The 25,400-nt window shown below is 58.3% G+C and carries 27 protein-coding genes; 9 read left to right on the top strand and 18 right to left on the bottom strand.

Annotated elements, in window-relative coordinates; all coding sequences use genetic code 11:
* Window positions 1–8: 8 nt before the first annotated feature.
* Genes CLV83_RS01100 through CLV83_RS01080 form a run of 5 tightly spaced genes read right to left on the bottom strand, consistent with a single transcriptional unit; the run spans window position 9 to window position 3,699 of the window.
* Window positions 9–1,217 (bottom strand): sensor histidine kinase, encoded by a 1,209-nt coding sequence (locus CLV83_RS01100; RefSeq protein WP_132286306.1) that lies wholly within the window; start codon window positions 1,215–1,217, stop codon window positions 9–11.
* The gene (locus CLV83_RS01095; RefSeq protein ID WP_243642249.1) at window positions 1,214–1,906 is read right to left on the bottom strand and encodes a response regulator transcription factor; all 693 of its coding nucleotides are present in this window, start codon (window positions 1,904–1,906) and stop codon (window positions 1,214–1,216) included. Before CLV83_RS01095 ends, CLV83_RS01100 begins: the two co-directional genes overlap by 4 nt.
* Window positions 1,869–2,642 (bottom strand): phosphatase PAP2 family protein, encoded by a 774-nt coding sequence (locus CLV83_RS01090; RefSeq protein WP_132286303.1) that lies wholly within the window; start codon window positions 2,640–2,642, stop codon window positions 1,869–1,871. Before CLV83_RS01090 ends, CLV83_RS01095 begins: the two co-directional genes overlap by 38 nt.
* Before the next feature lie 39 nt (window positions 2,643–2,681).
* On the bottom strand, window positions 2,682–3,329 hold the full coding sequence (locus CLV83_RS01085) for a gamma-glutamylcyclotransferase (protein ID WP_132286300.1): 648 nt from the start codon (window positions 3,327–3,329) through the stop codon (window positions 2,682–2,684).
* 16 nt (window positions 3,330–3,345) lie between these two features.
* Window positions 3,346–3,699 carry a hypothetical protein gene (locus CLV83_RS01080; RefSeq protein ID WP_132286297.1) on the bottom strand — a complete coding sequence of 118 codons (354 nt, stop codon included), beginning with the start codon at window positions 3,697–3,699 and terminating at the stop codon, window positions 3,346–3,348.
* Window positions 3,700–3,842: 143 nt separating this feature from the next.
* Here CLV83_RS01080 and CLV83_RS01075 point away from each other — a divergent pair, with 143 nt between their 5' ends.
* The 5 genes from CLV83_RS01075 (at window position 3,843) to CLV83_RS01055 (ending at window position 8,715) form a co-directional block, all read left to right on the top strand.
* Complete coding sequence (locus CLV83_RS01075; protein ID WP_132286294.1) at window positions 3,843–4,484, top strand: O-methyltransferase; 642 nt, start codon at window positions 3,843–3,845, stop codon at window positions 4,482–4,484.
* A 55-nt stretch (window positions 4,485–4,539) separates the two neighbouring features.
* Entirely contained in the window at window positions 4,540–6,900 is a 2,361-nt protein-coding gene (locus tag CLV83_RS01070) for an intermembrane phospholipid transport protein YdbH family protein (protein ID WP_132286291.1), read from the top strand.
* Between the two features lie 99 nt (window positions 6,901–6,999).
* Window positions 7,000–7,209, top strand: coding sequence for a YnbE family lipoprotein (locus CLV83_RS01065; protein ID WP_207894661.1), 210 nt, complete (start codon window positions 7,000–7,002; stop codon window positions 7,207–7,209).
* A 13-nt stretch (window positions 7,210–7,222) separates the two neighbouring features.
* Entirely contained in the window at window positions 7,223–7,570 is a 348-nt protein-coding gene (locus tag CLV83_RS01060; protein ID WP_132286288.1) for a YdbL family probable chaperone protein, read from the top strand.
* 74 nt (window positions 7,571–7,644) lie between these two features.
* On the top strand, window positions 7,645–8,715 hold the full coding sequence (locus CLV83_RS01055) for a lipid A deacylase LpxR family protein (protein ID WP_243642248.1): 1,071 nt from the start codon (window positions 7,645–7,647) through the stop codon (window positions 8,713–8,715).
* Between the two features lie 22 nt (window positions 8,716–8,737).
* Here the strand turns inward: CLV83_RS01055 and CLV83_RS01050 are convergent, their stop codons facing one another.
* The 3 genes from CLV83_RS01050 to CLV83_RS01040 all read right to left on the bottom strand — a co-directional run bounded on the left by CLV83_RS01050 (window position 8,738) and on the right by CLV83_RS01040 (window position 12,681).
* A complete protein-coding gene (locus CLV83_RS01050; protein WP_132286282.1) occupies window positions 8,738–10,675 on the bottom strand; it encodes a TonB-dependent copper receptor in 1,938 nt (645 codons plus the stop codon).
* A 243-nt stretch (window positions 10,676–10,918) separates the two neighbouring features.
* On the bottom strand, window positions 10,919–11,281 hold the full coding sequence (locus CLV83_RS01045; protein WP_132286279.1) for a glycine zipper domain-containing protein: 363 nt from the start codon (window positions 11,279–11,281) through the stop codon (window positions 10,919–10,921).
* 215 nt (window positions 11,282–11,496) lie between these two features.
* Window positions 11,497–12,681 carry a DUF5610 domain-containing protein gene (locus CLV83_RS01040; protein WP_132286276.1) on the bottom strand — a complete coding sequence of 395 codons (1,185 nt, stop codon included), beginning with the start codon at window positions 12,679–12,681 and terminating at the stop codon, window positions 11,497–11,499.
* A gap of 195 nt (window positions 12,682–12,876) precedes the next feature.
* On the opposite strand from CLV83_RS01040, the gene CLV83_RS01035 reads away from it, so the two are divergent.
* Window positions 12,877–13,380 (top strand): GNAT family N-acetyltransferase, encoded by a 504-nt coding sequence (locus tag CLV83_RS01035; RefSeq protein ID WP_132286273.1) that lies wholly within the window; start codon window positions 12,877–12,879, stop codon window positions 13,378–13,380.
* Between the two features lie 17 nt (window positions 13,381–13,397).
* Here CLV83_RS01035 and CLV83_RS01030 read toward each other — a convergent pair whose 3' ends face one another.
* Complete coding sequence (locus CLV83_RS01030; RefSeq protein WP_132286270.1) at window positions 13,398–13,943, bottom strand: YaeQ family protein; 546 nt, start codon at window positions 13,941–13,943, stop codon at window positions 13,398–13,400.
* A gap of 73 nt (window positions 13,944–14,016) precedes the next feature.
* Here CLV83_RS01030 and CLV83_RS01025 point away from each other — a divergent pair, with 73 nt between their 5' ends.
* Window positions 14,017–14,643 carry a DUF2238 domain-containing protein gene (locus tag CLV83_RS01025; RefSeq protein ID WP_132286267.1) on the top strand — a complete coding sequence of 209 codons (627 nt, stop codon included), beginning with the start codon at window positions 14,017–14,019 and terminating at the stop codon, window positions 14,641–14,643.
* The gene (locus CLV83_RS01020; protein WP_132286264.1) at window positions 14,643–15,980 is read left to right on the top strand and encodes a magnesium transporter; all 1,338 of its coding nucleotides are present in this window, start codon (window positions 14,643–14,645) and stop codon (window positions 15,978–15,980) included. Before CLV83_RS01025 ends, CLV83_RS01020 begins: the two co-directional genes overlap by 1 nt.
* On the opposite strand, the gene CLV83_RS01015 is transcribed toward CLV83_RS01020, so the two are convergent.
* On the bottom strand, window positions 15,966–17,105 hold the full coding sequence (locus CLV83_RS01015) for a GGDEF domain-containing protein (RefSeq protein WP_132286261.1): 1,140 nt from the start codon (window positions 17,103–17,105) through the stop codon (window positions 15,966–15,968). The genes CLV83_RS01020 and CLV83_RS01015 overlap by 15 nt on opposite strands.
* A gap of 295 nt (window positions 17,106–17,400) precedes the next feature.
* Here CLV83_RS01015 and CLV83_RS01010 point away from each other — a divergent pair, with 295 nt between their 5' ends.
* Window positions 17,401–18,357 (top strand): methylenetetrahydrofolate reductase, encoded by a 957-nt coding sequence (locus tag CLV83_RS01010; RefSeq protein ID WP_132290208.1) that lies wholly within the window; start codon window positions 17,401–17,403, stop codon window positions 18,355–18,357.
* Window positions 18,358–18,393: 36 nt separating this feature from the next.
* Here CLV83_RS01010 and CLV83_RS01005 read toward each other — a convergent pair whose 3' ends face one another.
* Genes CLV83_RS01005 through CLV83_RS00970 form a run of 8 tightly spaced genes read right to left on the bottom strand, consistent with a single transcriptional unit; the run spans window position 18,394 to window position 25,327 of the window.
* Entirely contained in the window at window positions 18,394–19,125 is a 732-nt protein-coding gene (locus tag CLV83_RS01005) for an aspartyl protease family protein (protein WP_132286258.1), read from the bottom strand.
* Window positions 19,126–19,182: 57 nt separating this feature from the next.
* Window positions 19,183–19,557, bottom strand: a complete 375-nt coding sequence (locus tag CLV83_RS01000) for a translation initiation factor Sui1 (protein WP_132286255.1) — start codon at window positions 19,555–19,557, stop codon at window positions 19,183–19,185.
* Between the two features lie 26 nt (window positions 19,558–19,583).
* Window positions 19,584–20,909, bottom strand: a complete 1,326-nt coding sequence (locus CLV83_RS00995) for a deoxyguanosinetriphosphate triphosphohydrolase (protein WP_132286252.1) — start codon at window positions 20,907–20,909, stop codon at window positions 19,584–19,586.
* A 37-nt stretch (window positions 20,910–20,946) separates the two neighbouring features.
* Window positions 20,947–21,564 (bottom strand): YigZ family protein, encoded by a 618-nt coding sequence (locus tag CLV83_RS00990; protein ID WP_132286249.1) that lies wholly within the window; start codon window positions 21,562–21,564, stop codon window positions 20,947–20,949.
* Between the two features lie 48 nt (window positions 21,565–21,612).
* Complete coding sequence (locus CLV83_RS00985) at window positions 21,613–23,025, bottom strand: cryptochrome/photolyase family protein (RefSeq protein ID WP_132286246.1); 1,413 nt, start codon at window positions 23,023–23,025, stop codon at window positions 21,613–21,615.
* Window positions 23,026–23,054: 29 nt separating this feature from the next.
* Complete coding sequence (locus CLV83_RS00980) at window positions 23,055–24,026, bottom strand: DUF523 and DUF1722 domain-containing protein (RefSeq protein ID WP_132286243.1); 972 nt, start codon at window positions 24,024–24,026, stop codon at window positions 23,055–23,057.
* Window positions 24,027–24,062: 36 nt separating this feature from the next.
* The gene (locus tag CLV83_RS00975; protein WP_132286240.1) at window positions 24,063–24,725 is read right to left on the bottom strand and encodes a ChrR family anti-sigma-E factor; all 663 of its coding nucleotides are present in this window, start codon (window positions 24,723–24,725) and stop codon (window positions 24,063–24,065) included.
* Window positions 24,722–25,327, bottom strand: coding sequence for a sigma-70 family RNA polymerase sigma factor (locus tag CLV83_RS00970; protein WP_132286237.1), 606 nt, complete (start codon window positions 25,325–25,327; stop codon window positions 24,722–24,724). The genes CLV83_RS00975 and CLV83_RS00970 overlap by 4 nt, the downstream gene beginning before the upstream one ends.
* Window positions 25,328–25,400: the final 73 nt, after the last annotated feature.

Below are 25,400 nucleotides of genomic sequence, written 5' to 3'. Positions count from 1 at the left end.
CAACCCTGCTACTGATCCAGAAACAGGCGGGCCCGGTAAATACCGGCGTCCGCCCGACGCTCGCAGCGACAGCCCGCCTTTTCACACAATAGATCCACTATCTGTAAGCCGTAGCCGAAATGGCTCTGTTCTCTCTGCTCCTGCGCGGCTATGCCGTTGGAGATCTCGATACCAGCTTCGCTCAGCGCTAGCTCTATACTGCCCTCACCGTGGTCCAGTGCATTGCGCAGCAGGTTATCGAGGATTACCGACAGCACGAAAGGATCGCCCGGCCATTGGGAGGTAACACTGCCACTGACCTCTAGCCTTTCATCAAGCCCCGGGGTCAGATTACGCAGCTGGCAGATCAGCTCGTTAAATTCGGCTTCATTCAGATTCTGCTGCTCATCGCGTTTCTCACGGCTAAGCCAGAGAAAAGCGTCCAACAGTTTAGACATCCGCTGCAGCGCCACATCGATGCGCGCCACAGCCCGCTGCTGCAGGCGGTTGCCGGCCGCGGTTTCACGTAGCAGATCCGCAGAGCTGCGGATCGCCATCAGCGGCGACCTCAGTTCATGGCTGGCAAAACGGGTGAAGTTACGTTCGCGGTCGATAAAACCGGAGATGCGCTTCAGTAGATCGGCGATTTTCTGTGACATCCGCCCGAGATCATCGTCACGCTGCAGGGGTTCAAGCTCCGGCCGGGCCGGATCCACCGCCGCCACCGCCTTGGTCAACTGTCGCACCGGCCGTGTCTGATACCAGATCAGGCTCAGCGTCAGTCCCATGGTGCCCAGGGTAAATAGGAGGATTCCACCCAGCACCAGGGCCGCCTCGGCAAACTCCGAATCCTCTGGAGCCAGCAGCCCCTGCACATCGTGCAGGTAGACAAAATAGCTCTGCCCGGTAGTCTGTGCTTGGCGCGCCAGCAGAATTTCACTGTCAGAGATATCGAAGTTTCCCGGTTGCGCCGCATCCGCGTACGGCTTTAATTCAGCCGGCAGCTCATCGGCACTTCGATACAGCGTTGCCAGATCCGCAAAGCCCGCTGATTCATGGGGAGCGCTGCCATCCGTTACCGGCGCAAAGTGATCGGCGAGATAATCCAACACGCGGGCTTCGTGGTCTCCCTCCAGCCCCTCGACGTAATGCCAGCCGATCAGAAAATAGAGACTGGTGAGTACCAGCGTCGACGTGCCGATAGTCCATATAAGGCGGGTAGTGAAGTTGAGCTTCAAGTGGTCGACTCCGTTTCAAGCAGGCAGATACCCTGCCCTCTGCGGGTCTGTAACATGGGGTGTGCAAACGGCTTATCGAGCTTCTGCCTGAGCTGGTAGACCAGCGAGCGCAGGGCATCACTCTCCGGTGGCTCTTCCCCCCAGAGTGCCTGTTCCAGCTCGCTGCGAGAGATCACGCGCGGCGACTGCGCCACCAGGTAATGCAGCAATTGGAACATCTGCGGTGTCAGCGATAGTTCACGCCCTTCCCGGATCGCTTGCTGGCTGTCCAGATCAAGCTCCAGCGCACCGACGCAGAGACGCCGTACCTGCTGGCGGGAGACACGCTGGCTCAGGGCGCGGATGCGGTAAAGCAGCTCTGCCATGGCGAAAGGTTTAACCAGATAATCATCGGCACCGGCCTCAAACCCGAGAATCTTATCCTCCAGCGTATCGAGAGCGGTCAGGAAGAGTACCGGCGTGGCACTGCCTTCCTGACGCAGCGCCTGGCACAGACTGCGCCCATCCATGCGCGGCATCATCACATCCAGTACCAGCACATCATAGCGATTGCTGTGGCAGAGGTTCAGCGCCTGCTCGCCGGTGCGGGCGCAATCTACGAGAATCTCGTGAAATTCGAGGTAATCTACCAATCCTTCCAGAATCTGGGGGTCATCGTCGGCCACCAGAATTTTTATCTGCTTCGACAAAGCTGAGTCCGCTCAGGTTGTTCATCCGGGGGGTCACCGGGCTGCGCTGCTTCACCAGCATCAACCGGGCAATCACTGCCGCGGTGCACCAGCACAGCGTCAGGCTCCAGAGATCATGCGACAGAAAATGCGCTCCGCGCAATTGCTGACAGACGCCGAATACCAGACCCAACGTCATCGCTATTCCCAAAAGACGCCATTTCCAGCGCGGACAAACTAGGGCAGCGGCAAAATAGACCGCCACCCAGGCGTAGCCAGCACTGGCGTGCCCCGCCGGAAAACAGGCGCCCTCGCCAGCATCATTTATCAGTGCGGACAGCAGCGGCACGTAGGGAAGGTCACCGCCATAGAGTGCCAGATCCCAGGGACAATCAATGCCGGTGGCCTGCTTGAGGCTCGACACCAGCAGCGTCGCGCAGAGCGGCGCCAGCGTCAGATAGCCCAGTACCCGTTTATAGGGTTTCAACCAGGCAACGAAAAAGCTCGCCACCAACAGCGCCAGCACGAACAGCAGAAGCAGGATACTGAAGCGGCGCCCGCCAGTGTGCAGCAAATTGGCGAAAAACCAGTAATCCTTGAACAGCCACCGGCCGCCTTCCAGCGTATAGAGCAAGTCGGCCAACGCTTTATCAAGCTGGAGGGCGCTGATCAGCAGCTGCAGAGAGAGAGCCGCCAGTAGCGGCAGAAGAACGGGGGCACGGAAGGCTTCGCGCCGCGGAACATCAACAATCAACATGGAATAAACACCTGGACTGGTTTGTCCGGGAGCTTATTCTCAGCTTTGTGAGTTGCGCGTGAATGCCGCCCGCTCGCGCAGTGATGACGGGATCAGATCGCTCCTTTCGAGCAGATATTCGCGGATGGAGGTCTGGCCGTCGGCAAGAAAACTGGTATCGATAAAGTTATCCAGCACCTCATCGCCGTGGGAGGCTGCGGATACCAGGCAGAACTTGAGGTAACGCGGAAACGGCAGGATATCGTCGCGCCAGATCCGGCCTTCATAATGGCGCCCGACACGGTCGTGATACTCCTCGTCGGTCACGCACTTGTTGAGGCGGTACTCAAGATCGCTGTAGCTGGTGCACATACGTGCCGGCGGCTGCAGCGCACCATCGAGGCCACGGGCTTCGACCTGGATCCAGCGGTAACGGTGTTCCCGCTCGTAGAGCTCACCAAACTGATCTACCGGACAGTCAAACTGGGCGACGATGATCGAGGTATCGGCGCAAGGCTCGGTGGAGCAGGAGGAGACCTCCAGGCTATCCGGCGCCTGGCCGTGACCGGCGATAAACAGAATACCGACCTTGTTAAAGATGCGCCTGTAGCCGTCCACGCGGACCAGCCGGTAGTTTTTCAAACCGGGCACCGTATCCCGTGCCGAACGTTCCGACAGCAGCGAACCGAACCCCACAACAGAAATCATCTTGCCTCCCGGTCAATTACCAGTAGTAGTAAAGCGATACCGCCGCGATCACCACCAGCGGAACCATCAGAACCAGGCTTTTAAAATCGCCAAGCAGACGCTGGAACAGCAGAATATGTACCACCGGGAAGGTGATAAACATGCAGGAAAGCGGAATCGACCAGTGCAGTTTCAAAAAGCCAAATGCCATGGCGCCAAGCAGCGTGATCGCACCCAGGTTACCGGCCATCACCACCGCGATCTGACCGTTGGGCTTTTGCATGAATGGGGGCTTCTGCTCCGGCGTCAACTTGTTCAGCGCACCGGCGCTCAGTGCCAGCGACATGGACACTACGCCCGCGAAAAGAAAGATATACAGTGGTTCTACCATAACGCCTCCAGCTTCGATGAGGGGCAATTGTAGCGACAAAGGAAAGCTATTTCCTCATACCATCGGGCCCAGGCTGGAAAAGTGTTAAACTCCGCCTTTCTCGCTGAACAGCTCCACCCAAACCAATTTTATCGACACCTCCTATGCCTGAATTTCTCGTTGACGAAGCGATCGAAGATTACGCCTTTGTACAGACCAGTGCCGAACCGCCCCTGCTGCAGGAACTGATCGACCAGACCAACATCAACATGGGCTGGCCGCAGAAGCTGTCCGGCCGCCTGGTGGGCCGCACGCTGAAAATGCTTGCCGCCATGATCCAGCCCAAGCAGGCGCTGGAGATCGGCATGTTCACCGGTTATTCCGCACTGTCGATCGCCGAAGGGATGCCGAAGGATGGTCGCCTGGTCTGCTGTGAAACCAACCCCCGAGCCATCGAATTTGCACAGGGCTTTTTCGACCGCAGCGAGCACGGCCACAAGATCGAGGTGATCTTCGGCCGCGCCCTGGACACCATCGAAAAGCTGGATATGCAGCTGGATTTCACCTTTATCGACGCCGACAAGCGCAACTACCTGAACTACTACGAACGCGTGAAAGAGATGACCCGCCCCGGTGGTCTGATCGTGCTCGACAACGTACTCTGGTCAGGCAAGGTGCTGCAGCCGGAATCCGAGATTGACGATATTCTCGTCGAGACCAACCGTCGCATCGCCGCTGATACGGATGTAGAAAACGTCTTCCTGACCATTCGGGATGGCCTCAACGTGGTACGCAAGAAGGACTGAGTTCCGGCATGCCGTGCAGGGCCGGATTCTGAGACAGGGATAAAGGAAGAGAGGCATGCGCAAACTGCTCTGGATTCTGCTCCCTCTTGTACTGATATCGAGCCTCGGCTACGCCGCCCTGCCCTACCTGGCCCGCAATCTGATTGAAGACTGGCTGGCCGATCAGGGCTTTACCCAGCCACGAATACTGATCTCCCATCCTGGCTGGGACCGACTGGAAATTCCCAGCCTGTCGCTGACTCAGCAGAGTGAAGGGCGGACTATTGCGCTGCAAAGTGCCGATATCAGCCTCGCCTTCGACCCTGTCGATCTGCTGTTCAACCGGCAGATTGAAGAGATCCGGATCCCGGAACTCAGCATCGAGATCCGCACCGAACGCAGCCTTGAAAAGCGCATAGAAAGCAGTGACCAGACTGTTTTCGATCTGAACTCATATCCTCCCTCTCTGCTGTTCCATTACGCACCCTCAAACCGCCTGGTTATCGGCCAGGTAAGGGTCGACTACCTGGCCCCGGAGCAGCCGCGCCTGCGCGCCACCGGCAACCTGGATCTGACACCCGATCAGTTCCTGAACTGGGCCCGCATCACTCTCTCAGATGACTCTGGCACCGCTCTGGCTGCACCGGTCTACATGGACCTGCGCTACAACCCCGAGCAGCAGATCACGCTGAACCTGTTCAGCAATCGCCGCCGTCTGATGGCAAACAGCGGCCAGCTGACAACCGGCGAGGATGACTGGGGGCTGGATCTCGATACCGAAATCAACCTGGAACACCTTTACAGCTGGAGCCAGCCACTGCTGCCAGAGCTTCCATTTGAACCCGGCGAAGGCATGCTCAAGACCTCTCTATCCAGCCACTGGCCAGCAAAGATCCCACTGGATACCCAGGCACTGCTGGAGTCTATCGACGCCGGGCTAAGCTTTGACCTGGAGATAAGCGCGCGAAACTTAAACCTGGATAAGCAGGTCGCCGCAGAACAGATCGAGCTGAATACTGAAGGCGAGCTAAACCTTAGCCAGGCACAGGCCAGGCTTCGCCTGACTGACGCCAGCCGCCTGAGCGCTCACAAAATTCGCGCTCCCGAGCTGACCGCCGACTCGGTGCAGTTATCCCTGCAACAGGCCTTCAATGCGAGATATGTGCTCTTCAGCGATACCGAAGAGACTCCGAGTAAGCTGGACAGCCTCCAGGTTTCACTGATTCCCAAAGGGCTGAATACAGCCGCTTTGGATAGCTTGGAGTTGTCGCCTCTATCGCTGACCTTCGGTTACGATCCAGGCTCCGCAGAGATCAAATACCAACTGCAGGCCGAACGCATAGCGGCGGCCCTGGCGGGAAAAGAACTGCCGGTCTTCAGCGCCAAACTGACCGGTGGCAGCGCCCCCGACGGCCAGCGTGGCCAGCTCTCTGTTGCCAGTGATAAACCGGCGCTGAAACTGAATGCGTTCTGGCTGCTTGGCCCCAACCAGTTCCGCGCCGACTGGACCAGTCAACCGATCGATCTACCGTCCGCCCAGCCGACGTTGAGACGCTGGATACCGGACTGGCCCATCGATCTGGCCGTGACCCACGGAGACTTGACAGCCAAGGGCTATCTGCAGGGCCCGACACCCGAAGATAGCGCGCTCAATGCCGACCTCAACATAAATAACCTGGCGTTCGCCTGGGATACCCATGTGGAGACCGATAACCTGAACGCCAAGCTGAAGCTGGCGCGCAGCCGTGGCGGCCAGCTCTCCTCCAGCGGAACGGTGAGCAGCGACCTGATACGCACCGGTATCGACCTGCACGATACATCCTTAAGCTATAGCTTCAGCCAACCCGCCGACGGCAGCGCACCGACACTGACACTGGCGCCCTTCCGCCAGAATCTGTTCGGTGGCCAGATCAGCCTGCCGGAGTTTTCGTTTAATCCGCTGGCACCGGATTTCATCGTAAATGCAAGGCTACAGGGTATACAGCTAAGCGAGCTGCTGGCCCTCTACCAGCAACCGGGACTCACCGGAGACACTTCGTTAAACGGCAAGCTACCGATCCGTGTTCAGGGCAGCGAGATCAGCGTCAGCGGCGGAGAGATACGCAGCGCTGCACAAGGCTGGCTGCGCTATGAACCCAGTAGCGCGCTGAGTTCAACAGCGCAGAGCAATCCAGCGCTGCAACTCGCGCTGTCAGCCCTCACCGACCTGCAGATCAAGGCGCTGGACCTGGACGTTAACTACGCCCCGGATGGCAAACTGGAACTGAACAGCCGGCTTCAGGGTCATAATCCCGACTGGCAGCAGGGGCGCCCTATAGACCTGTCGCTGAATGTGGAAGAGAATCTGCTGGCGCTTCTCCAATCCCTGCAACTATCAGAAAAGATTGGCGATTCTTTACGTAAGAATCTGGAAACGAAGAACGCTGACTCCCAGTAAGACCCGGTTCAGCTGAACGGCTCTAAGCTCGGAATAGAGAGCAACTCGCCCTGCAGAGAAGCTCGGGATCAAGGACAACCAACCGGAGGTGTTCTGACAATGCTGAAACATAGTGTGCGCAGGATCGGCCTGCCACTTGCGCTGCCGTTGGCGATATTTTCCCTGGCGGCATGTACGCCCACCGTCCAGCTGGCGGCGCCATCGGATCCGATTACCATCAACCTTAACGTCAAGGTGGAGCATGAAGTGCTGGTCAAGGTGGACCGACAGATCGATACCCTGCTGGAAGAAAACAGTGACCTATTCTGACGGAGATAACGGGATGAAGATTCATAACCCACGCAAACTGATCGCCGCATTGCTGCTATCGATCTCATTGCCGCTGTCGCTGCCTGCCTTCGCCATCAGCCTGGACGAAGCCAAACAGCAGGGGCTGATTGGTGAACAGAGTACCGGTTATCTCGGCGTCGTCAGCAACAACGCCAACGCTGAGGTCAAAGCGCTGGTGCAGAGCATCAACAGCAAGCGCAAAGCACTCTATGGCGAGAAAGCCAAACAGGCTGGCGTCGAACTGCAGATTATGGAGCTGCGTACCGGGGAACGACTGCTGGACCGCGCGGCGCCGGGAGAATACGTACGCACTCCCGATGGCCGTTGGGTGCGTAAATAAAGATGCCTGCTTTGTTGCATAACACGCTGACGGCCACTGTGCGAAGCGCTCTCGAAAACAGGCTCCGCAAACCTTTGCGTTACGCGGCCCTGCCCCTGCTGCTCAGCCTTACGGCCAGCCCCGTGTTCGCCGAAGAACGGTTGGCCGAAGATCTACTGACACCCGCGGAAAAACCCAGCGATGCCTGGACGCTGAACCTGTATCTGGAAAATGATCTGTTCACCGACACGGATCAGCAGTACACCAACGGTGTGCGCGCTTCCTGGGTATCGCCGGAGGTGGGTAACTTCATCGATGATCCGCAGATTCCGGAATGGGTACGCGATGCCAATCACTGGCTGACGCAGCTGGACCCGGAACCCGCGCCGTTTGAAGATGACCCGCGCCACCACCTGATCGTCACCCTCGGGCAGGAGATGTATACGCCCAAGGACAAGGAGCGCACCAGCGTCGACCCGGATGATCGCCCCTATGCAGGCTGGCTCTACCTGGGCTTTGGCTACCACACCCAGACCCGGCATAAACTGAAGTCCTTCCAGGTCAACCTGGGCATGATCGGCCCCTGGTCACTGGCGGAAGAGAGTCAGAACTTTATCCATGATCTGCGCGGCTTTGACCGCTTTGAAGGCTGGGACAACCAGCTCCATAACGAACCCGGTATCCAGCTGCTTTACGAGCGCAAGCAGCGCCTGTTCCAGGGCGGCATCATCGATAATATCCAGCATGACTTTATCGGTCATATCGGTGGCAGCCTGGGTAACGTGGCCACCTATGTAAACACCGGTGCGGAATACCGTATCGGCTATCAGTTGCCACAGGACTTTGGCACCTCGGCCCTGCGCCCGGGCGGCGATAACAGCACACCGGGCAGCGGCGACCCCCGCTTCCACGACCAGTGGGGTGTGCACGCCTTCGTATCCATCGATGGTCGCTGGGTGTTGCGCGATATATTCCTCGACGGCAACACTTTCAGGGACAGCCACTCGGTGAACAAACGTCCCTTTGTGGCCGATGCGGCCTGGGGCGTTGCCGCCACCTATGACCGCTGGAAGCTGTCACTGGCGCGCTACTACCGTACCCAGCAGTTCGACAAACAGGACGGCGGCCACAAGTTCGGCTCCATCGCTCTGTCTTACTCGTTTTAGCGGCTGAGCTCCTACCTTCTGATCAGAATCGGGCCGTCATCCGCACCCAGGCGTTGCGGCCCGGTTCACTCACCTGCACACTGTTACCGAGCAGATCCTCCCGGTTCAGATGATCTGAATAACGCTTGTCGAACAGGTTATCGACACCCGCATCCAGGCTCAGACTCGGGTTGATATCCCACCCCGCATCCACACCGACCACGCCATAACCTGGTGTTTTCTGCAGATCCAGTCCGCCGCACTCCGTGCCTGCCAGACAGACATCGGACTGCTGTGCGACAACCAGCCAGTCGACGCCGGCACGGAAGGCATCGCGCTGGTAATCCAGCGCCAGAGTGGCCGTCAGCGGCGGAATCTGCGACAGATTGCTGTCATCATCCCGATTGCTGCCACGCACCCATGAGATGCCGTTGCTGAGACGCCAGTTGGGATTCAACTGCCAGGCCAGTTCAAAATCGATACCGTAAAGCTCGGCGCCCACGTTGGTGTAACGGTTGTTTCTGCGCAGAATAAAGTCATCTACCCGGTCCACGTAACCGGAAACCGACCAGCTGAACCGCTTCGCATCGGCATTCAGCATCAGCTCCAGCTGCTGATGGATCTCCGGATCCAGCTCCAGGTTACCCTGCCAGGTACCTGCGTCGATATAACGCTCGGTCGGATCGGCTGTTCTTACACTGCGCGACAGCGTCGTTTGCACGCTGTAAGGCCCCTGCAGACGCTGATTCCAGGTGACAAAACCGCTTAAATTGTTTTCGCTGGCATCATCGTCAACCGGCGTTCTGTCCGCATCAGCCGTGACATGGTCGAAACGCGCACCCGCTTTCAACCAGGCGTCAGCAGAGAGGTAATGTTTTACCTCGCCAAACACACCCGTCTGCTTGATGCTGACATCGGGCCAGAGCGCACTGACATCCCTGCGCACGCCGGTCGGCATCACCATCTGCCGGGTGCCCTTGCGGTAGTTTTCCTGATGATCCAGGCCCCACTGCAACTGATGGCCACCCAGGGTGCTATCGAGCAACAGACGACCGCCCAGGGTATCCGATGAGGTGGGCGCCGCCATCTGCATCATCCCGGTCGGACGCAGGGAATAGTTATCCATCAGGTGGTCGATATCGGCCCGATAGATCTCCGCGCGAACCCGCTGCAGCGACGAGTTCACCGGTTGGTGATCCAGCTTCAAGCGCCAGGTGTCCGCATCACTGTAAGGAGAATCCATACCGGCACCGGGAAAGAGTACATCCTCCTCCCGCACCTGCTCGTAGCTGCCCTCAAGCCAGGTCCGCTCGGCAATACGTGCCCCCAGCAAAAGGGCGTTGCTGTCGGTTTCATAGGAGGAGCGTACTTCATCCCCGGCGCCATCCTCGTAGTTGCCGGCATCAGCGTTTTCGGTGATAAAACGCACGTAGCCGCGATCGTTTCCGGCTGCCAGATCCGCCGCCAGCGAACTGGCTTCACCGTTATCGGCATAGCCCGCCGAAAAGCTGCCGCGGTAACCCTTTTCGTCAAACTGCGGGCGCTCACGCTCGAACAGGACAGTACCGCCGCTGCCGCCAGGGCCATAGATCACACTCTGGCTGCCCTTGAGCACGACGACGCGGTCGTAGCTTTCTGCGGCGGAATAGGTGGTGGGAGGATCCATACGGTTGGGGCAGGCACCATAGACATAGGCACCATCGAGAATCACATTGAGGCGGTTCTGCTGCTGGCCGCGAATCACCGGGTCGATACCACGTCCGCCCATGCGTGAGCCGGACACACCGGTCACGTCTCGCAGCAGCTCACCACCGTCGGCCGCCAGCGCTGGAGAGTGCGCCAGATCAATTCCTGCTTCACCGGCGTTTACCGGCAGCGCCTTGACCACATCAATCAGCAACGGCTGGTTTTGCGCCCATACCGGTGTATTGATGGCGCCATAGAGCGCCAGCGTCCAAAAAGCTCCCCTGCTCAGGTTCATCCCAAACGTCCCCTCAATACTACATTAAAAAATACTAATAAACAGGATTGGGATTTTAGAGATAAGGAGTGAATTGAGAATGTGACACAGTGCCGCACGGGCAGAAGTACGCTGAAATGGGGTCTGTCAGGCAGGGAAATTGGAGATAATTCGGAGAAACCAGGTTGCCAGTCCCTTGGCAACGATAGCGGTAAAAAATGTGACAGCAAACGCCGGAAGGGGCGGCGTGCCGATCACTGGGGTCTAGCAACGCCCCTTTTTCGCCTGTCCCGGCGGACAGAAGCTGGAGCGGTTGCGGCGACCGTCATCGTAGTAATGGTGCACCTCGCGGTACTCACGGCGGTCGCGATACTTTCGATCGTCATAGCGGCGATCATCATAGCGACGACCATCATCGTGATCCCGGGTGTTAACGGCTGTACCCACGGCAGCACCAATGCCAGAACCCGCGATAGCACCCTCGCGACCACCGACTTCAGCACCAAGGACACCACCCAGGGCACCACCGATGGCGCCACCTACGGCAGAGTCCACACGTAGATCATCAGCCATGGCCATGGCAGGCAAAAAAGCCATTACTGCAGTTGCGATTATCGATTTCTTCACGTTTCCTCCTTTCCTCCGTTCCTTCCACATCGGTCAGATGCGGTACTGTGCAGTTTTTTACCGATTCACATTCCAAGACCGGAGGGGCTGTGTAAAGTTCCCGGAAAACGATGTAAGCCAAGCAGAGGAAACAGACCAAAATGAGGGGAAAACGGGCTGGAATCAGCCCCGCAGGCGACGGAGAAAAACGGCCTGCGGCGCTGAATAGAGGGCAATTAACTGTCGGTCGAGGCGTCAGGCTGCGGCTGGTTCTGGGCGACTTCCGCCTCTTCAAGCGGCAGCACCGCATTCAGCAGATCCAGCAGGTTATTATCGTAAATATCCTGCAACTCCTGCGGTGAATCGCTGTAGCGCGAGTCCTGGTTCACCAGCCCCTCGAACAGATCCCGCCCAAGCTGCCCGGGAGACGTGAGGAAACCCAACGACGGCGCGCCAAAGGTTTCCGCCATATCTTTCATCATATGCCCCAGACGACGTCCCGGCTTATCGGCAGCCTGATCCAGCTGGTCTACCTGCTCATAGCGGGAAACCGCGGCATACTGGCGCGTGTAGCTCATGTCCAGGCTCATGGAAGCGAGTTCGCTGGTATCGAAACTCAGAGAGCCACTCTGCTCAAACGCCTTCTGCACATCGCCATCGAAAAACTCGTCGGCCAGGCTGGAGACATCCTTGATCAGGCTCTGCAGCGCGTCGATCTCGTCGTTATCCAGCTCGCCGGAAACGGAGAAGCTGTATTCGCTGTACTCGGAACGGCTCAGGCTAAACACGGAAGCCGAGTTACCCTGACCATCAGAGGCGGACGCATAGCCGCTCTCGTAGTTCTGGTTACGGGAAAAGCTGATACGCACCTCATCGCCATCACGGGTGGTGACGTTAAGCTCCATATCTTCGGCGTTCTGGAAACGCTCGATAATGCTCTTGCGGGTAGACAGGCCACCGCTGATTTCGTCGGTCCCGGGCGCCAGCGCATCCAGAGCCTCAAAAGTCAGGCTCTCGGTCTGCTTTACCTGCTCGGCCAGTTCACCATTGAGCAACTGCAGGTTATCGAGAATCTCACGCGCATCCTCAAAGCCTTTCTTGACGCCGCTCACCGCCGCTTCATACATCGACTGCAGGCGCTCTTCGCCGACACCACGTGCCCGGGCCGCTTCCAGACCGGAAGCCACAAAGCCACTGATCCGCTCAGCGACCTTCTCCGGCGTAAAATCCTCGGCTTTCAACGAACGCAGGCCATCCGCGTCCATGCCGGGAATGTTCTCCGCCAGCTTGTTCAGCAGGGTATCGGTCGGCTTGTTGGCCGTAGCACCGGTGTTGCCATTAACGCTGGTCAGCGTGGTCCCCGACGAGCGGCCCAAGCCTGAAGAAGTATAAGAATCTGATGAGGGATAGATATTAATCACGATCCGCTCCGTATATCTGTATTAGTCGACTCCGCAAATGCAAAAAACGGAGGGAATGGGCAGGATATCGGCTGAAACAGGACAAACTTTAGCCGGGCGCAGCACTAATGGGCCTCGAGTTGATTTCGTCCCTTGTAAGCGACTGAACGCCTCTGTAAGTTAACCTACCGGTCAGTTTATTGGAGCGATCAGCTAATGCCAACGCCCAGCAATATCGAAATTATAGAAGCCGATCTCGGCCTTGCCGAACAGGCTGACGCCTTTCGCCAGATGATGCAAACCTACGCTTGCGACCCCATGGGTGGTGGCACTGCGCTGGACGCGGAACTGCTTGAAAGGCTGCCGCTGGCACTGGCCCTGCGCCAGGATGCTTACACCCTGCTGGCGTTCTGCAACGGCAAACCGGCGGGGCTGCTCAACGCCTTCGAGGGCTTCTCCACCTTCAAGTGTGCCCCCCTGTTGAATATTCATGACGTGATTGTCGGCAGCGAGTACCGCGGACTGGGTCTGGCCGATCAGCTGCTGGAAGCCGCCGAAGGGATCGCCCGACGCAACGGCTGCTGCAAACTGACCCTGGAAGTGCTGGAAGGTAATGCTCGCGCCCAAACGGTGTACCGCCGCAACGGCTACGGCGGTTATGAACTGGATCCGGAAACCGGAAAAGCGCTGTTCTGGCAGAAAAATCTGGCGGATAGCTAAACCAAGAGCCAAGCCAGTCAGACAACAGGCACTGGCCGGGGAACCACCGCCGCACTGGCACTTTCTCCGGTCAGCCAGACTTCAGCATCCTGAATCGTACACTGCAACCGCATCTGGCGTTCAGCCAGCGCAGTCAGCCCTTCACAGTCATTCTCATTGATCCGCAGAATTGTCAGGTTATCGAGACGCATCAAAGCTTTACGTACCCCCTGAAACCAGGGGTCGAACTGCTGATCCGTGCCGTACGCCAGCAACACTACCTCTTTCGCTCTTGAGGATGCCTTGCGCAGACGCTTTTCGCTAGGCAGTCCGACCTCGATCCAGCGTTCGATCTCGCCGTTGGGCGCGTGCTGCCAGAGATCCGGCTCATCATCCACACACAGGCCTCGCGTAAAGCTCAGCGCCTCATCCGCGTAAAGCGCGAATGCCAGCAGCCGGATCATCATACGGGTTTCCGTTTCGGACGGATGCAGCGCCAGTGTCAGCGGGTATTCGGCGTAGTGCTGACGATCCAGATCGGAGATATTCAGGGTTGCTTTATAAATCGTTGATTTGAGGGCCATTCGATATTGATCCACGAAGCCGACGCGGCGACTATATTGATAACTAAGCTATGGGCCGCAGAAGGATAGCGCCGTGCTCCGTCTCTGGATACTGATATTTGCCCTTGTGTTGATCTGGTCGGGCATCTCTCCTGAGGATCGCCTTACCTGGTGGCTGGAAGTGGCCCCGGCCCTGGCTGCGCTGATTATCCTTGGAGCAACCCACAAGCGCTTTCCGCTGACACCGCTCTGTCTCTGGCTGATCCTTGGCCACTGCATCATTTTGATGGTCGGCGGCCACTATACCTATGCCAAGGTTCCCGCCTTCGATTGGCTGGCAGAAGCGCTCGGACAGAGCCGCAACAATTATGACAAGCTCGGCCATCTTGCCCAGGGGTTCGTGCCGGCGATCATCGCCCGTGAACTGCTGCTGCGGCTGAGCATTATTAACCGCAAACGCTGGTGTGCCTTTCTGGTGACCTGTTTTTGCCTGGCGCTGAGCGCGTTCTATGAACTGATTGAATGGTGGGTGGCGCTGCTGAGCGGCACCGAGGCCGAGGCTTTCCTGGGCACTCAGGGGTACGTCTGGGACACCCAGTCCGATATGTTGATGGCGCTGATCGGTGCGATTCTCGCACTTGCCATCTTGCCCCGCTATCATGACGCACAGATGGCCCGGCTCCCCCTCTACCCTATTTCCCGAAACAGCGGCAGCGAGTAATGAGCGAAGATATTACCCAGCGTATAGAACAACTTATTCGCAGCGAAGAGGAGCTGGACGCCGCCCTCTACGCCGAGGTAGCCGAGGATCTTGAAGCAGATCAGGTCGCGCTGCTGCTTGAATCCCTGCCCCGTGACGAACGTCAGGAGTGCTGGGAACAGGTTCCCGAGGAACAACGGGTCGATGTACTGGTGGAGATGCGCGCCGAAGCGCGAGCGCCGCTGGTCAAGGACCTGGACAGTAAGACGCTGGATCAGCTGATCTCCGGCCTGGATGCAGAAACCCTAATCGAACTGGCCGAGTCACTGCCGGACGATGTGGTCGATATCGCCCTGGCGCGCATGGACGAACGCCAGCGCGCCCACTATGAGCGTTCAGCGCAGTATGACGAAGATGCCATCGGCCGTTATGTCGACCATGACCTGCTAATCCTGCCGCAAAACAGCCGCGTACGAGACGCCGAGCGCCTGCTGCGCCGTGAGGTACCGGAATATACGACCCACCTCTGGCTGGTCGACCGTACCGGACGCTACACCGGCGCTGTCCCCACACTCTCACTGTTCGGCAAACCAGACCATCTCCCCCTGGTCGACCTGATCGACGATGAGATAGAGCCGCTCTCAGCCTTGCGTTCATTGAAGGAAGCCACCGAAGCGTTCGAACATGCCGAGCTATCGGCACTCCCCGTGGTGGATGAGAACGGCCTGCTGCTGGGCAGAATGTCGATGCGGCTGGCGCTGGAGCTGCTGCATGAGCAGTACGAGGCACAGATGATGGCCAGCGCCGGTCTCGATGAGGAGGAAGATCTGTTCGCTCCGGTGATGCGTTCCTCCCGTCGCCGCGCCACCTGGCTGGGGATCAACCTGTTGACGGCGTTCCTCGCCTCCTGGGCGATCGGCCTGTTTGAAGGCACCCTGCAACAGGTCGTGGCGCTGGCTGTATTGATGCCGGTGGTTGCCTCCATGGGCGGCATAGCCGGCAGCCAAACCCTGACACTGATGATCCGCGGCCTCGCCCTGGGTCAGATAACCGCAGCTAACGTGATGCCGCTGCTACGCAAGGAACTCAGCGTGGGCGGCCTGAACGGTGTGCTCTGGGCGGTGGTGATCGGGATTGTGGCGTCCTGGTGGTTTTCCAGTTTTGCCATCGGCGTGGTCATCGCCCTGGCGATTGTGGTCAATATCGCCGTGGCGGCGCTATCCGGTGTCCTGATCCCGATCCTGCTGGATAAGCTGAAGATCGACCCGGCGCTATCCGGTTCCGTGATCCTGACCACGGTCACCGACGTGGTGGGGTTTGTGGTATTCCTCGGACTGGGCTCGCTATTTCTGCTTTAGCAGCGCCTCGTCAGTCACCTGGTCAGCCTCAAGAGCGGGCAACTCTGCGCCATCGAGCTGAGGACAGGATTTGAACTCCGCCTTGCTCTGATACATGGCGCTGTCCGCCTGCGCGATCAGTGCCGTGGCCGAGGCGTAGGATTCCGGCCCGGTCTGTGCGATGCCGATGCTGAGAACCACATTCTGCTCCGCCTTATCGAGCTCTTCTACCAGGCGGTCACAATAGTTTTTTTGCGCCTGCTCACGATCACAGTTGGGCAAAATAATGCAGAATTCATCACCACCGTACCGGAAGCAACCATCCTCAGCCCGACTTACCTGGCGGATAGCACTACCTACCGCACGCAAAATTTCATCACCGCGCTGATGCCCCTGGCTATCGTTGAACTCTTTGAAATCGTTCACGTCGATGTAAACCAGGCTTACCGGCTCGAGACGTCTTTCTGCGGCACGCAGGTATCGGGTCAGGCTTTCATCCAGGTAGCGGACACTAAACAAGCCTGTTAGCGGATCGGTGCGTGCCATCTGCTCCAACTGGCGGGTACGGTCCTTGACCTTCTCCTCCAGGGAACTGGCGTATTGCTCGGATTTCTTGCGCGAGGTCTCTATCTCGGAGAGCAGGCTACGAATGTACGTTTCGAAGACCAGGGTGATATCAAACAGGAAAACCTTTTCCAGCGCAGCCAGCGTCTTGGCGCGGCGGTTGAGATCAACGATATGCTCGGAGAGCAGGTCGCTCAGCAACGCCTTGAGGATATATACCGCCGATAGATAGAGCGTGGTATCCACACCGATCCGCTTATGAACCAAGCCGATCCGCAGACGGTTGTTCACATAATCGATATCGTAAACACCACTGAAAAGGTCCGAGATGTAGCGTTTCTGCGCATTGCGCAGCCGCCCCAGGGTTTCCGCATCGCCGATCAGCAGCGCGATTTCCGGCACACTGGTCTGCAGGTCATAAAAGCGATCGACCAGTGCATCAAGCCCCGCCTCGACGATAGATCGCGCCTCGACGATCAAACGCACATCCTCGTCGCTGATCATAAACAAACGCTGGCGGTTTTCGATTTCAAATTCAGTGATTCTAAGCTGTTCAAGCAGCGTGAGATCGGTCTGCTTCATACCTGGCGGCCCCATCCCGGGTTTGTTGTCCTTATTAGCGGGAAACTGAAGTCCTGGCCTTCATACAGACGCTTGCCTCCCTCAAATAACCCTATACTAGTTTGGCTATTTTGCGACCATAAACGCGGCAAACGCTAACCAGCCGGCAGATCGCCTGCCGATTAGCCAGGAATAGAGTTCTTTATGAGACTGGCTCACATCAACCACAAAACATTTCATCATATAACCAAAAGATCTGAATCTCTTTCACGTTTATAATGCTCGCCAGCTTTTAATGAACGAGTGGACCTACACCATGCACCAGACCCTGCGCGACAAGTTTGCTGACCCTAGCCGAGGCGTGTACTTCATCGGCACTACTCCGCCCCGCGAGAGCACCAGCGACGAGCAGATGCAGGAGATCGCCGAGAAACTCCTGGGGCGTCTGGCGGCACTGGAGTACGACGGACTGATCGTTTATGACATTCAGGATGAGAGCGCGCGTATCGATACACCGCGCCCCTTCCCGTTCAAGCGCACCCGTGATCCACGTGAATACTCACGTCTGATCTCCGCCCTCTCTGACCGTGAAACGATCACCTACAAAAGCGTGGCACAACGCGACCGCGCTGACTTCGATAAGTGGCTGGAAGAGACCTGGAACGACTTCAACCTGAAGAACGTGGTTCTGGTGGGCAGCCCCTCATCCGACGGCGATATTCGCCTGCCGCTGCCGGAAGCCTACAAGGCGATCGGCGCGAACGCTCACCCCTTCCATCTGGGTGGTGTCACCATCGCCGAGCGCCACGCGACCAAGGGCAACGAGCACGAGCGTATTCTGGGCAAGCAGGAAAACGGCGTGGAGTTCTTTGTCTCTCAGGCGGTTTACAACCCCCAGGCGACTACTGATCTGCTGGCCAGCTATGCCCGCACTTGCCGCGAACGCGGTATCGAGCCCAAACGCATCGTGCTGACCTTCTCACCCTGCGGTAGTGCAAAAACGCTGGAGTTTATGGAGTGGCTGGGCATTTCCGTTCCGCCGGCGACCCGCTGGCGTATTCTGGATGCGGAAAACCCGCTGCTGGAGTCGATTCGGATCTGCCAGAACAGCCTGGATCAGATTATCGAAGCCTGCCTGCCGCTGGGACTGCCGCTGGGACTAAACATAGAAAGTCTGACCAACCGTAAGGAAGAGATCGACGCGGCGATCCAGCTCTACCGTCTGCTAAAGGCCACCCTGGACCTGAAACTGGCGGAACAGCAGCTGGGCTGAGCAGCAGTTTTACTGGCCTGAAGTTGCGGGTGCCGATTACTTAGCGCTTGAGAGTGACTCAATCAGCTCATCGGCATCCATCGCTTTCTTTTTCTCCAGATCGGCGCGCTGCTCCTCTAGCTCCCGCAGCCGGTCAGGCATCCAGACAATGCGCTGGTTATCGAAGTCGATGCGATAATCCACCTGGCGCAGAAAATCCATACCGAGCAGGCCATCGTGCCCTGCCCCGCTGATTGGGTCGATCACCATCGCCTGGGTGGTGCCGATCTTGAACGGGCCGATCTCAACCCGATCCAGATTGATCCCCTGAACCTCGATCATCTCACCGCTGGCCACCCGGGCCTGGCCCGCCCTGTAGGTAGCACCGTTCAGGTCTTTAAGCGCACTGCGATGAAATACGGTGCCGGAAGCACCGGTATCCAGCAGCATGCGAGTGTTGACCGAGCGGTTACCGTAGACAGCACGCACCGGTACGATCACCTGGTTACCCTGTACCTTCACCGGTGTCACCAGCTCATCGATCGCCTTGTCCAGTTTGCTAAGGCTGGTGTTCAGCTCATGGCGCAGCGCCGACAGCTGAGGATCCACAGGTGTGACCTGTCCGCCGCTGCGTTCCTTTCGTGTTTCCACCTGATCACGATAACGGTGGGGTATCTGGCTTTCGCGGTTAACGTAAACCTTGCGCCCCTTGTCATCGACATAGTGGTAGATCTCCGCCGCTGCGGAACAAGAAACACCTAGCAGAATCGCCAGTATTAACGCTCGCATGAGTTCATTCTCCCGGAAAAGCGCAGCTTCCTGCCGCCTTCTCCACCGACGCTGAGTTCAGCCGCCGGCCAGCTTGACCTTGAAGCCCTCGGCCTCAAGCACCTGTTTGATGGTGTCCCGATGATCGCCCTGAATCTCCAGGATTCCATCCTTCAGTGCCCCACCAGTACCGCAGCGCTGCTTGAGTTTTTTCAGCAGTGCTTTCAACTCTTTCTCCGCCAGCGGCACACCGCTGATGGTGATCACGCCCTTGCCTTTGCGGCCGGAGGTTTCACGGCGGATACGCACGACGCCATCCAGCCCCGCGATCCGCTCTTTATCCGCCAGCTCGTCACAGATACAGGCGCTGAGCTCCTCACCGCAACCCGGGCAGAGACGCCCCTTCTCTGTAGAATAAACCAGCTTGCCGAGCTGATCCTGAAGTGAAGCCATAAATCTTTTCCTGTATCTAATTCAAATCAGAGTCCGATGCCACCGCCAATCTGACGCGCCAGGTAGGTGGCATAGGTATCGGTCATTCCGCCGATGAAATCCAGCCCCCGCATATAGCGCTGGTAAAGCGACATTTCTCCAGTGGGCGCGTGGATACCCATCAGATTGAGGATCTTCTGGCTGCGGTAGCCCAGTTCCTCTCCACTCTGCTGGTGTACCTCCCAGATCGCTTCGATAAACGCATCCAGCAACACCCCCAGCGTGGTGTAAGCGCCCACTTCCAGTTCCGCCTTGCGAGTATCCGGGAACACCCGTTCGCGGGCGATCCGCTTCGCCCGGGCGATACCGTCACGCACCATGGGATCACCATCACTGAGCAACTCACCGCTGTATTCACCGCGTAGAATCGCGTCGTCGTTGGCCATGAAAGCACAGACCACCGAGTTCACCATGTTTTCCATCGCCTTGCCGCGCAGGGCGGATATTTTGCGACGTGCCGAGGCCTGGGTCGAGAAAATCTCGTCATCGAACTCCAGATCACCGCAGAGTTCCAGCAGGATCGGCTTGACCTCGTCAAAGCTCAGCAGGTGCAGCTCGATGGCGTCTTCAAGGTCGAGAATGGCGTAACAGATATCATCCGCCGCCTCCATCAGGTAAGCCAGCGGGTGGCGGCTCCAGCGGTTTTCTCCCTGGGGGATCATGCCCAGCTCACGCCCCAGGGCGTTGAGGATCTCGGCTTCGGCCAGAAAGCTGCTGAACTTGCCTCTCTTGCCGCCGTACTCTGCGGTCCAGGGGTATTTCAGCAGCGTTCCCAGGGTTGGATAGGTGAGGCGCAGGCCGCCATCGAACAGGTTGTTCTCGATCCGGGTGACCACGCGAAAACCCTGGGCGTTACCCTCGAAGGTCTGCAGATCACGGCGTTCACCTTCGGTCAGTTCGGCAAATCTACTGTCGTCGGCACGGCGGCGGAACCAGTCACGGATAGCGTATTCGCCGGCGTGGCCAAAGGGAGGATTGCCGATATCGTGGGCCAGACAGGCCGCCTGCACAATCACACCAAGATCATGGGCCGAAGCCCAGGGCGGCAGCTGGTCGGCGATCAGCTCACCCACCCGAATGCCCAGGCTGCGCCCGAGGCTACCCACCTCCATGGAGTGGGTCAGCCGGGTATGGATATGGTCGTTGAGCGCCATGGGGTGGACCTGGGTCTTGCGCCCCAAGCGGCGGAAGGCACTGGAGAAGATAATGCGGTCATGATCCTTATGGAAGTGGCTGCGCCCCGCTTCCTGGTCCACTTCCCGCTCGTGGCTGTAGCGTTTGGTCGTCAACAGATCGGACCACTGCATCCGCATATTCCGTGCCTCTTACTGACTTTATGAATGAACCACTTTATCGGTTATCTACCTTATAGGTGACACCCAGATGAGCACGCTCATCCAGGGCGCTGCTCAGTGCATCGATATTACGCTGCGGCAGGGTCAGAGTCAGGCTCACATCGGCGCCGTAGTCGCTGCCTGCCACTGCGGCTTCAAAGCGGCCGATCATAGAGTCGATGAACCCCTGCTGATCATAGGGAAAGGTCAGCATAAGCGCCGCCATCGGCTCGCGGGATTCCAGCGGCCATTCGGCCAGCAGCTCTTTGACCGATGCGCCGTAGGCGCGCACCAGACCACCAGCACCCAGCTTGATGCCGCCAAAGAAACGGGTCACCACCACGCAAACATCGCCCACATCCTGACCCATCAAGACATTGAGCATCGGTTTGCCGGCAGTGCCTGAGGGTTCACCATCGTCATCACTGCCGGCAGCGCGGGGCTTGTTCGGCGGACCGATAACATAGGCGGAACAGTGATGGTTGGCGGAGGGAAAACGCTGGCGTTGCGACTCGATAAAGGCACGCATCTCCGGTTCCGAGCTCACCGGCACGCCGGTGGCGATAAAGCGACTCTTCTTGATCTCAATCTCGACCTCGAATTCGCTGACAGGAACCCGGTACTGCTCGTCCACACTTTACTCCCACGGCTGACTAACAGGCCTATGGTACGGGATCTGACCTCAGGACTGGTAGTCGTCGAGACTGGCGGCGCGGGCCTTTTTATAGTCGATCACCGGTTCCGGCCTGCCGAGCGCGGCACCTGCACCCGGCTGCTGGCGCGGCTTGCCCGGTTTCAATGACTCCAGCTGCGGCAACCAGCGGGCGACAAAACGGCCTTCGGCGTCAAACTTCTCGCCCTGGGCCTGGGGATTAAATATACGAAAATAGGGAGCGGCATCGGCACCCACTGAGCTGCTCCACTGCCAGCCGCCCAAATTGGAGGCGAAGTCCGCATCGATCAGGTGACGCATAAAGAAGTCGGCACCCAGGCGCCAGTCAACTCGCAGCAGTTTGGTCAGGAACGAAGCCACCACCATGCGCAGGCGATTATGCATCCAGCCGGTTTCCAGCAGCTGCTTCATCGCCGCATCGACGATGGGAAAGCCGGTTTCGCCTTTGCACCAGGCCTCGAACGCGGCATCGTTTTTAAGCCAGGAGATCTTCTCCTCCACTTCCGGCCGGAACGGTTCCAACCGGGACAACCCCGGGAAAGCGACCAGCAGGTGACGGTAGAATTCGCGCCAGATGATCTCGTTAAGCCAGCTGGAATCCAGCCAGTCACGCGAGCCTGCCGCCGCGCGCAGCGCCGCCATACACTGGCGCGGTGAGATAGCACCGATGGTTAGATAGGGCGAGAGCGCAGAGGTGGCTGGCAGCGCGGGGAAATCACGCTTGTCGGCATAGTCCGGCTCCCGCTCATCGATAAAGCGGTTAAGACGTTCGCTGACCGCCTCTTCGCCAACCTGCCAGAGGTCTTCACGGTACTGAAGCGGCTTATAGTCCAGGTCATCGGGCACAGGATCCGAATCGAGCCCGGTTGTCTGCTGCGCCTCTGGCACCGGCAGTACCGGCCGGTCGAAATCAGCGAGGCGACGGCGCCAGGCACGGCTGAACGGGGTGTAGACCTTGAACGGCCCGCCCTGCCCAGTAAGCACCTGCCCCGGCGGAATAATCAGCTCGCCATGAAAACCGCGCACCTCAACACCGACCGACTCTAGCGCCTGGCACACGGCGCTGTCGCGGTTACGCTCATTCAGCGGATACTCGTAGTTGAAAGCCAAAGCGCCGGCATTGAGCTCCCGCACCAGATCGGTCAACGCCGGCGCACAGTCATCGAATGAATCGAGGCGCAGCACACGCAAAGGAATATTCAGTTTTTGCAGATGCTCCGCCACCGAGCGCAGCTGATCGCGCCAGAGCCCCATGCGCGCAGCAGACTCACCGTGGGACTCCCAACTTTGCGGGGTCAGGGTGACCACCGCTACGGTTTTCTCCGCCTGCTTGCAGGCCCAGGTCAGGGCCGGGTTGTCGGTCAGGCGCAGGTCGTTACGCAGCCAGATCAGTGACAGTTCAGCCATCGAATGCGTATCCATCGATTGTGTATCCGTATGCCGGAGAAGAGTTAGATGTAGTTACGTAATCCCAACTGATGGGGATAGGGATTGAGATAGGTCTGCTCGCAGATATAGTCGCCGCCGTAGCGCTTCAGGTAGTGCTTGAGCAGCACCAGCGGTGCTACCAGCGGCACGGTGCCGAGGCGATACTCCTCAATATTGGCCAGCAGCTCCTGTTTGGTTTCGGTATCCAGAGACTTTTTCATATAACCGAGCATATGCATCAGCACATTGGTGTGGGTCTTGCGCGTCGCCCTGTGCGTCATGTGCTGCATAAAGCCGAGGATATACTCGTTCATCGCCTGTTCCAGCGGCAGCTCGTGGGACTCGGCCAGGAAACGCCCCAGCTCCCGGTATCCCTGGTAGTGATGCGCCATCAGCAGGTACTTCTGCCGGCTGTGGAACTGAATCAGATTATGGTAACTGGGGTCCGCTTCAACACTGGTTTTCCAGTCATCGTAGGCAAACACCCGGGCGATAAAGTTATCGCGCAGCACGGCATCGTTGAGCCGAGCCTCTTCCTCTAAGGGAAGCGCCGGGTTGGCCTCACGCAGGGCGCGCACGAAGATACCGGAATCCGCCGTGTTAGGCATGCCGTTGGGGTGATAGACCTTGACCCGCTCCATGCCGCAGCTGGGTGAGCCCTTCATCAGGATGTAGCCGCGCAGGTGCGAGCGCTTACTCGCCAGATCATAGCCCGACTGCAACAGCGGTTCCGTAACATCGATACTGGAGTCCACCGTGCCCAGGGCGCGGGGCTTTTCATCGGCCTCGCCGACGAGACGAATCGGCTCACGCGGCACGCCCAGCCCTATCGCCATCTCCGGGCAAAAGGGCTCGAACTCGAAACAGTCCGCCAGCACATCCTGACAGTAGCGGGAACGTTTGTGACCGCCGTTGTAGCGTACCTCCTGCCCCAGCAGACAACTGCTGATACCGACGGGAATCTTACGCTCCATTTCGATTTTTGTGTTGGCCATGATACTTCCTTACCGGCGATGCCCTTAAATATGTCTTTAAAGACCGATAAACGGCTGTGCCAGGCGGCCCATCAGGCCGGTAAACTTCAGCGGCGCATCGGTAGCGATCAGGCAGATACACTCTTCATCGGTATCGACGATCGGCTGATGTTTCACCTCTGTATCCACATCGGCCACGTCCCCCACACAGAAGCGACCCAGCTCATCGCTGTAAGAGCCACGCAGAATCAGCGTCAGCTCATTGCCACGGTGAGTGTGATGCGGCACCGAAACGCCCGGCGCAATACGCAGCAAACGGGTTGCGCCCGGCCCATCCAGTTTAAGATCGTATTGCTGCACACCGTAACCGATGCGACGCCAGTCAAGCTCATCCAGCGAACTACCCAGCATCGATGCCAAAGGCAGGGGCAAGCCCGTACGTGCAGAATCGAGCCGATCAGAGGAGAGGCTGCGCAGCTTCTGCTCGGGTTCCGGCTGATCGATAAGCGCCATGATAGAGGCAAGCGCATCAGGCTCCATCGCCACGGGTTCGATCGCCTCCAGCAGGTCGCCACCTATGCGGTCAGTCTGGCTTACGCGCTCTCGGCACTCGTCACACCAGTGAAGATGAGAACCAACCAGCACGGCCATCCCCTGAGGCAGGGAGCCGCTGCTATAGGCCATTAAAGTGGCATCATCAAAGTGGTGGCGAATTTTCATGACTGCGCCTCCCAGTGGGTCTTGAGTTTGTCGAAAGCAAGCCTGAGCCTCGACTTCACACTCCCCAGGGGGATACCCAACTGCTCCGCGATTTCGGAGTGACTCTTTCCCTCATAATATGAAAGAAAGAGAACCTGAGCCTGAGCTTCAGGCAGTGTGCCCAGAGCCGCTTTCATACGCTGTTCCAGAATTGCATGCTCCCCGAGATGACGGGGGCTGGGGTCAACTTCATCTTCGGGGAGTTCATACTCCACCGCCTTCTCTTTGCGCATCCGGTCGATACACAGATTGCGCGCCAGGGTGTAGATCCAGGTACTCGCACTCGCTTTGCTGGCGTTAAACATGTGCGCCTTGCGCCACACCGAAAGCATCGCCTCCTGGGTCACCTCTTCAGCGCTGGCCGCGGGTAGGCCGAGCCGGATAATGTAGGCTTTGATGCGTGGGCCAAAATGGCTGAACAGCTCGGCAAACAGTCGCTTGTCCCGCGTCTCGGCGAGAGACGCCAACACTTTGGTCCAGGTTTCCCGCTCCCGCTTCTGTCGATCACGGGTCAGATCGGCCGCTGCACTCACATTCTTACCCTCGCTATCATCTTCCTGCATTTTGTCTCCTCTACGCGCGGATCCCGGGCACGGATCAACGCTCGACAATTATTTTTTGTGATCCATCATCCAC

Source organism: Marinobacterium mangrovicola (assembly GCF_004339595.1).
GTDB lineage: Bacteria > Pseudomonadota > Gammaproteobacteria > Pseudomonadales > Balneatricaceae > Marinobacterium_D > Marinobacterium_D mangrovicola.
This window is presented reverse-complemented; position numbering and strand designations above follow the sequence as displayed.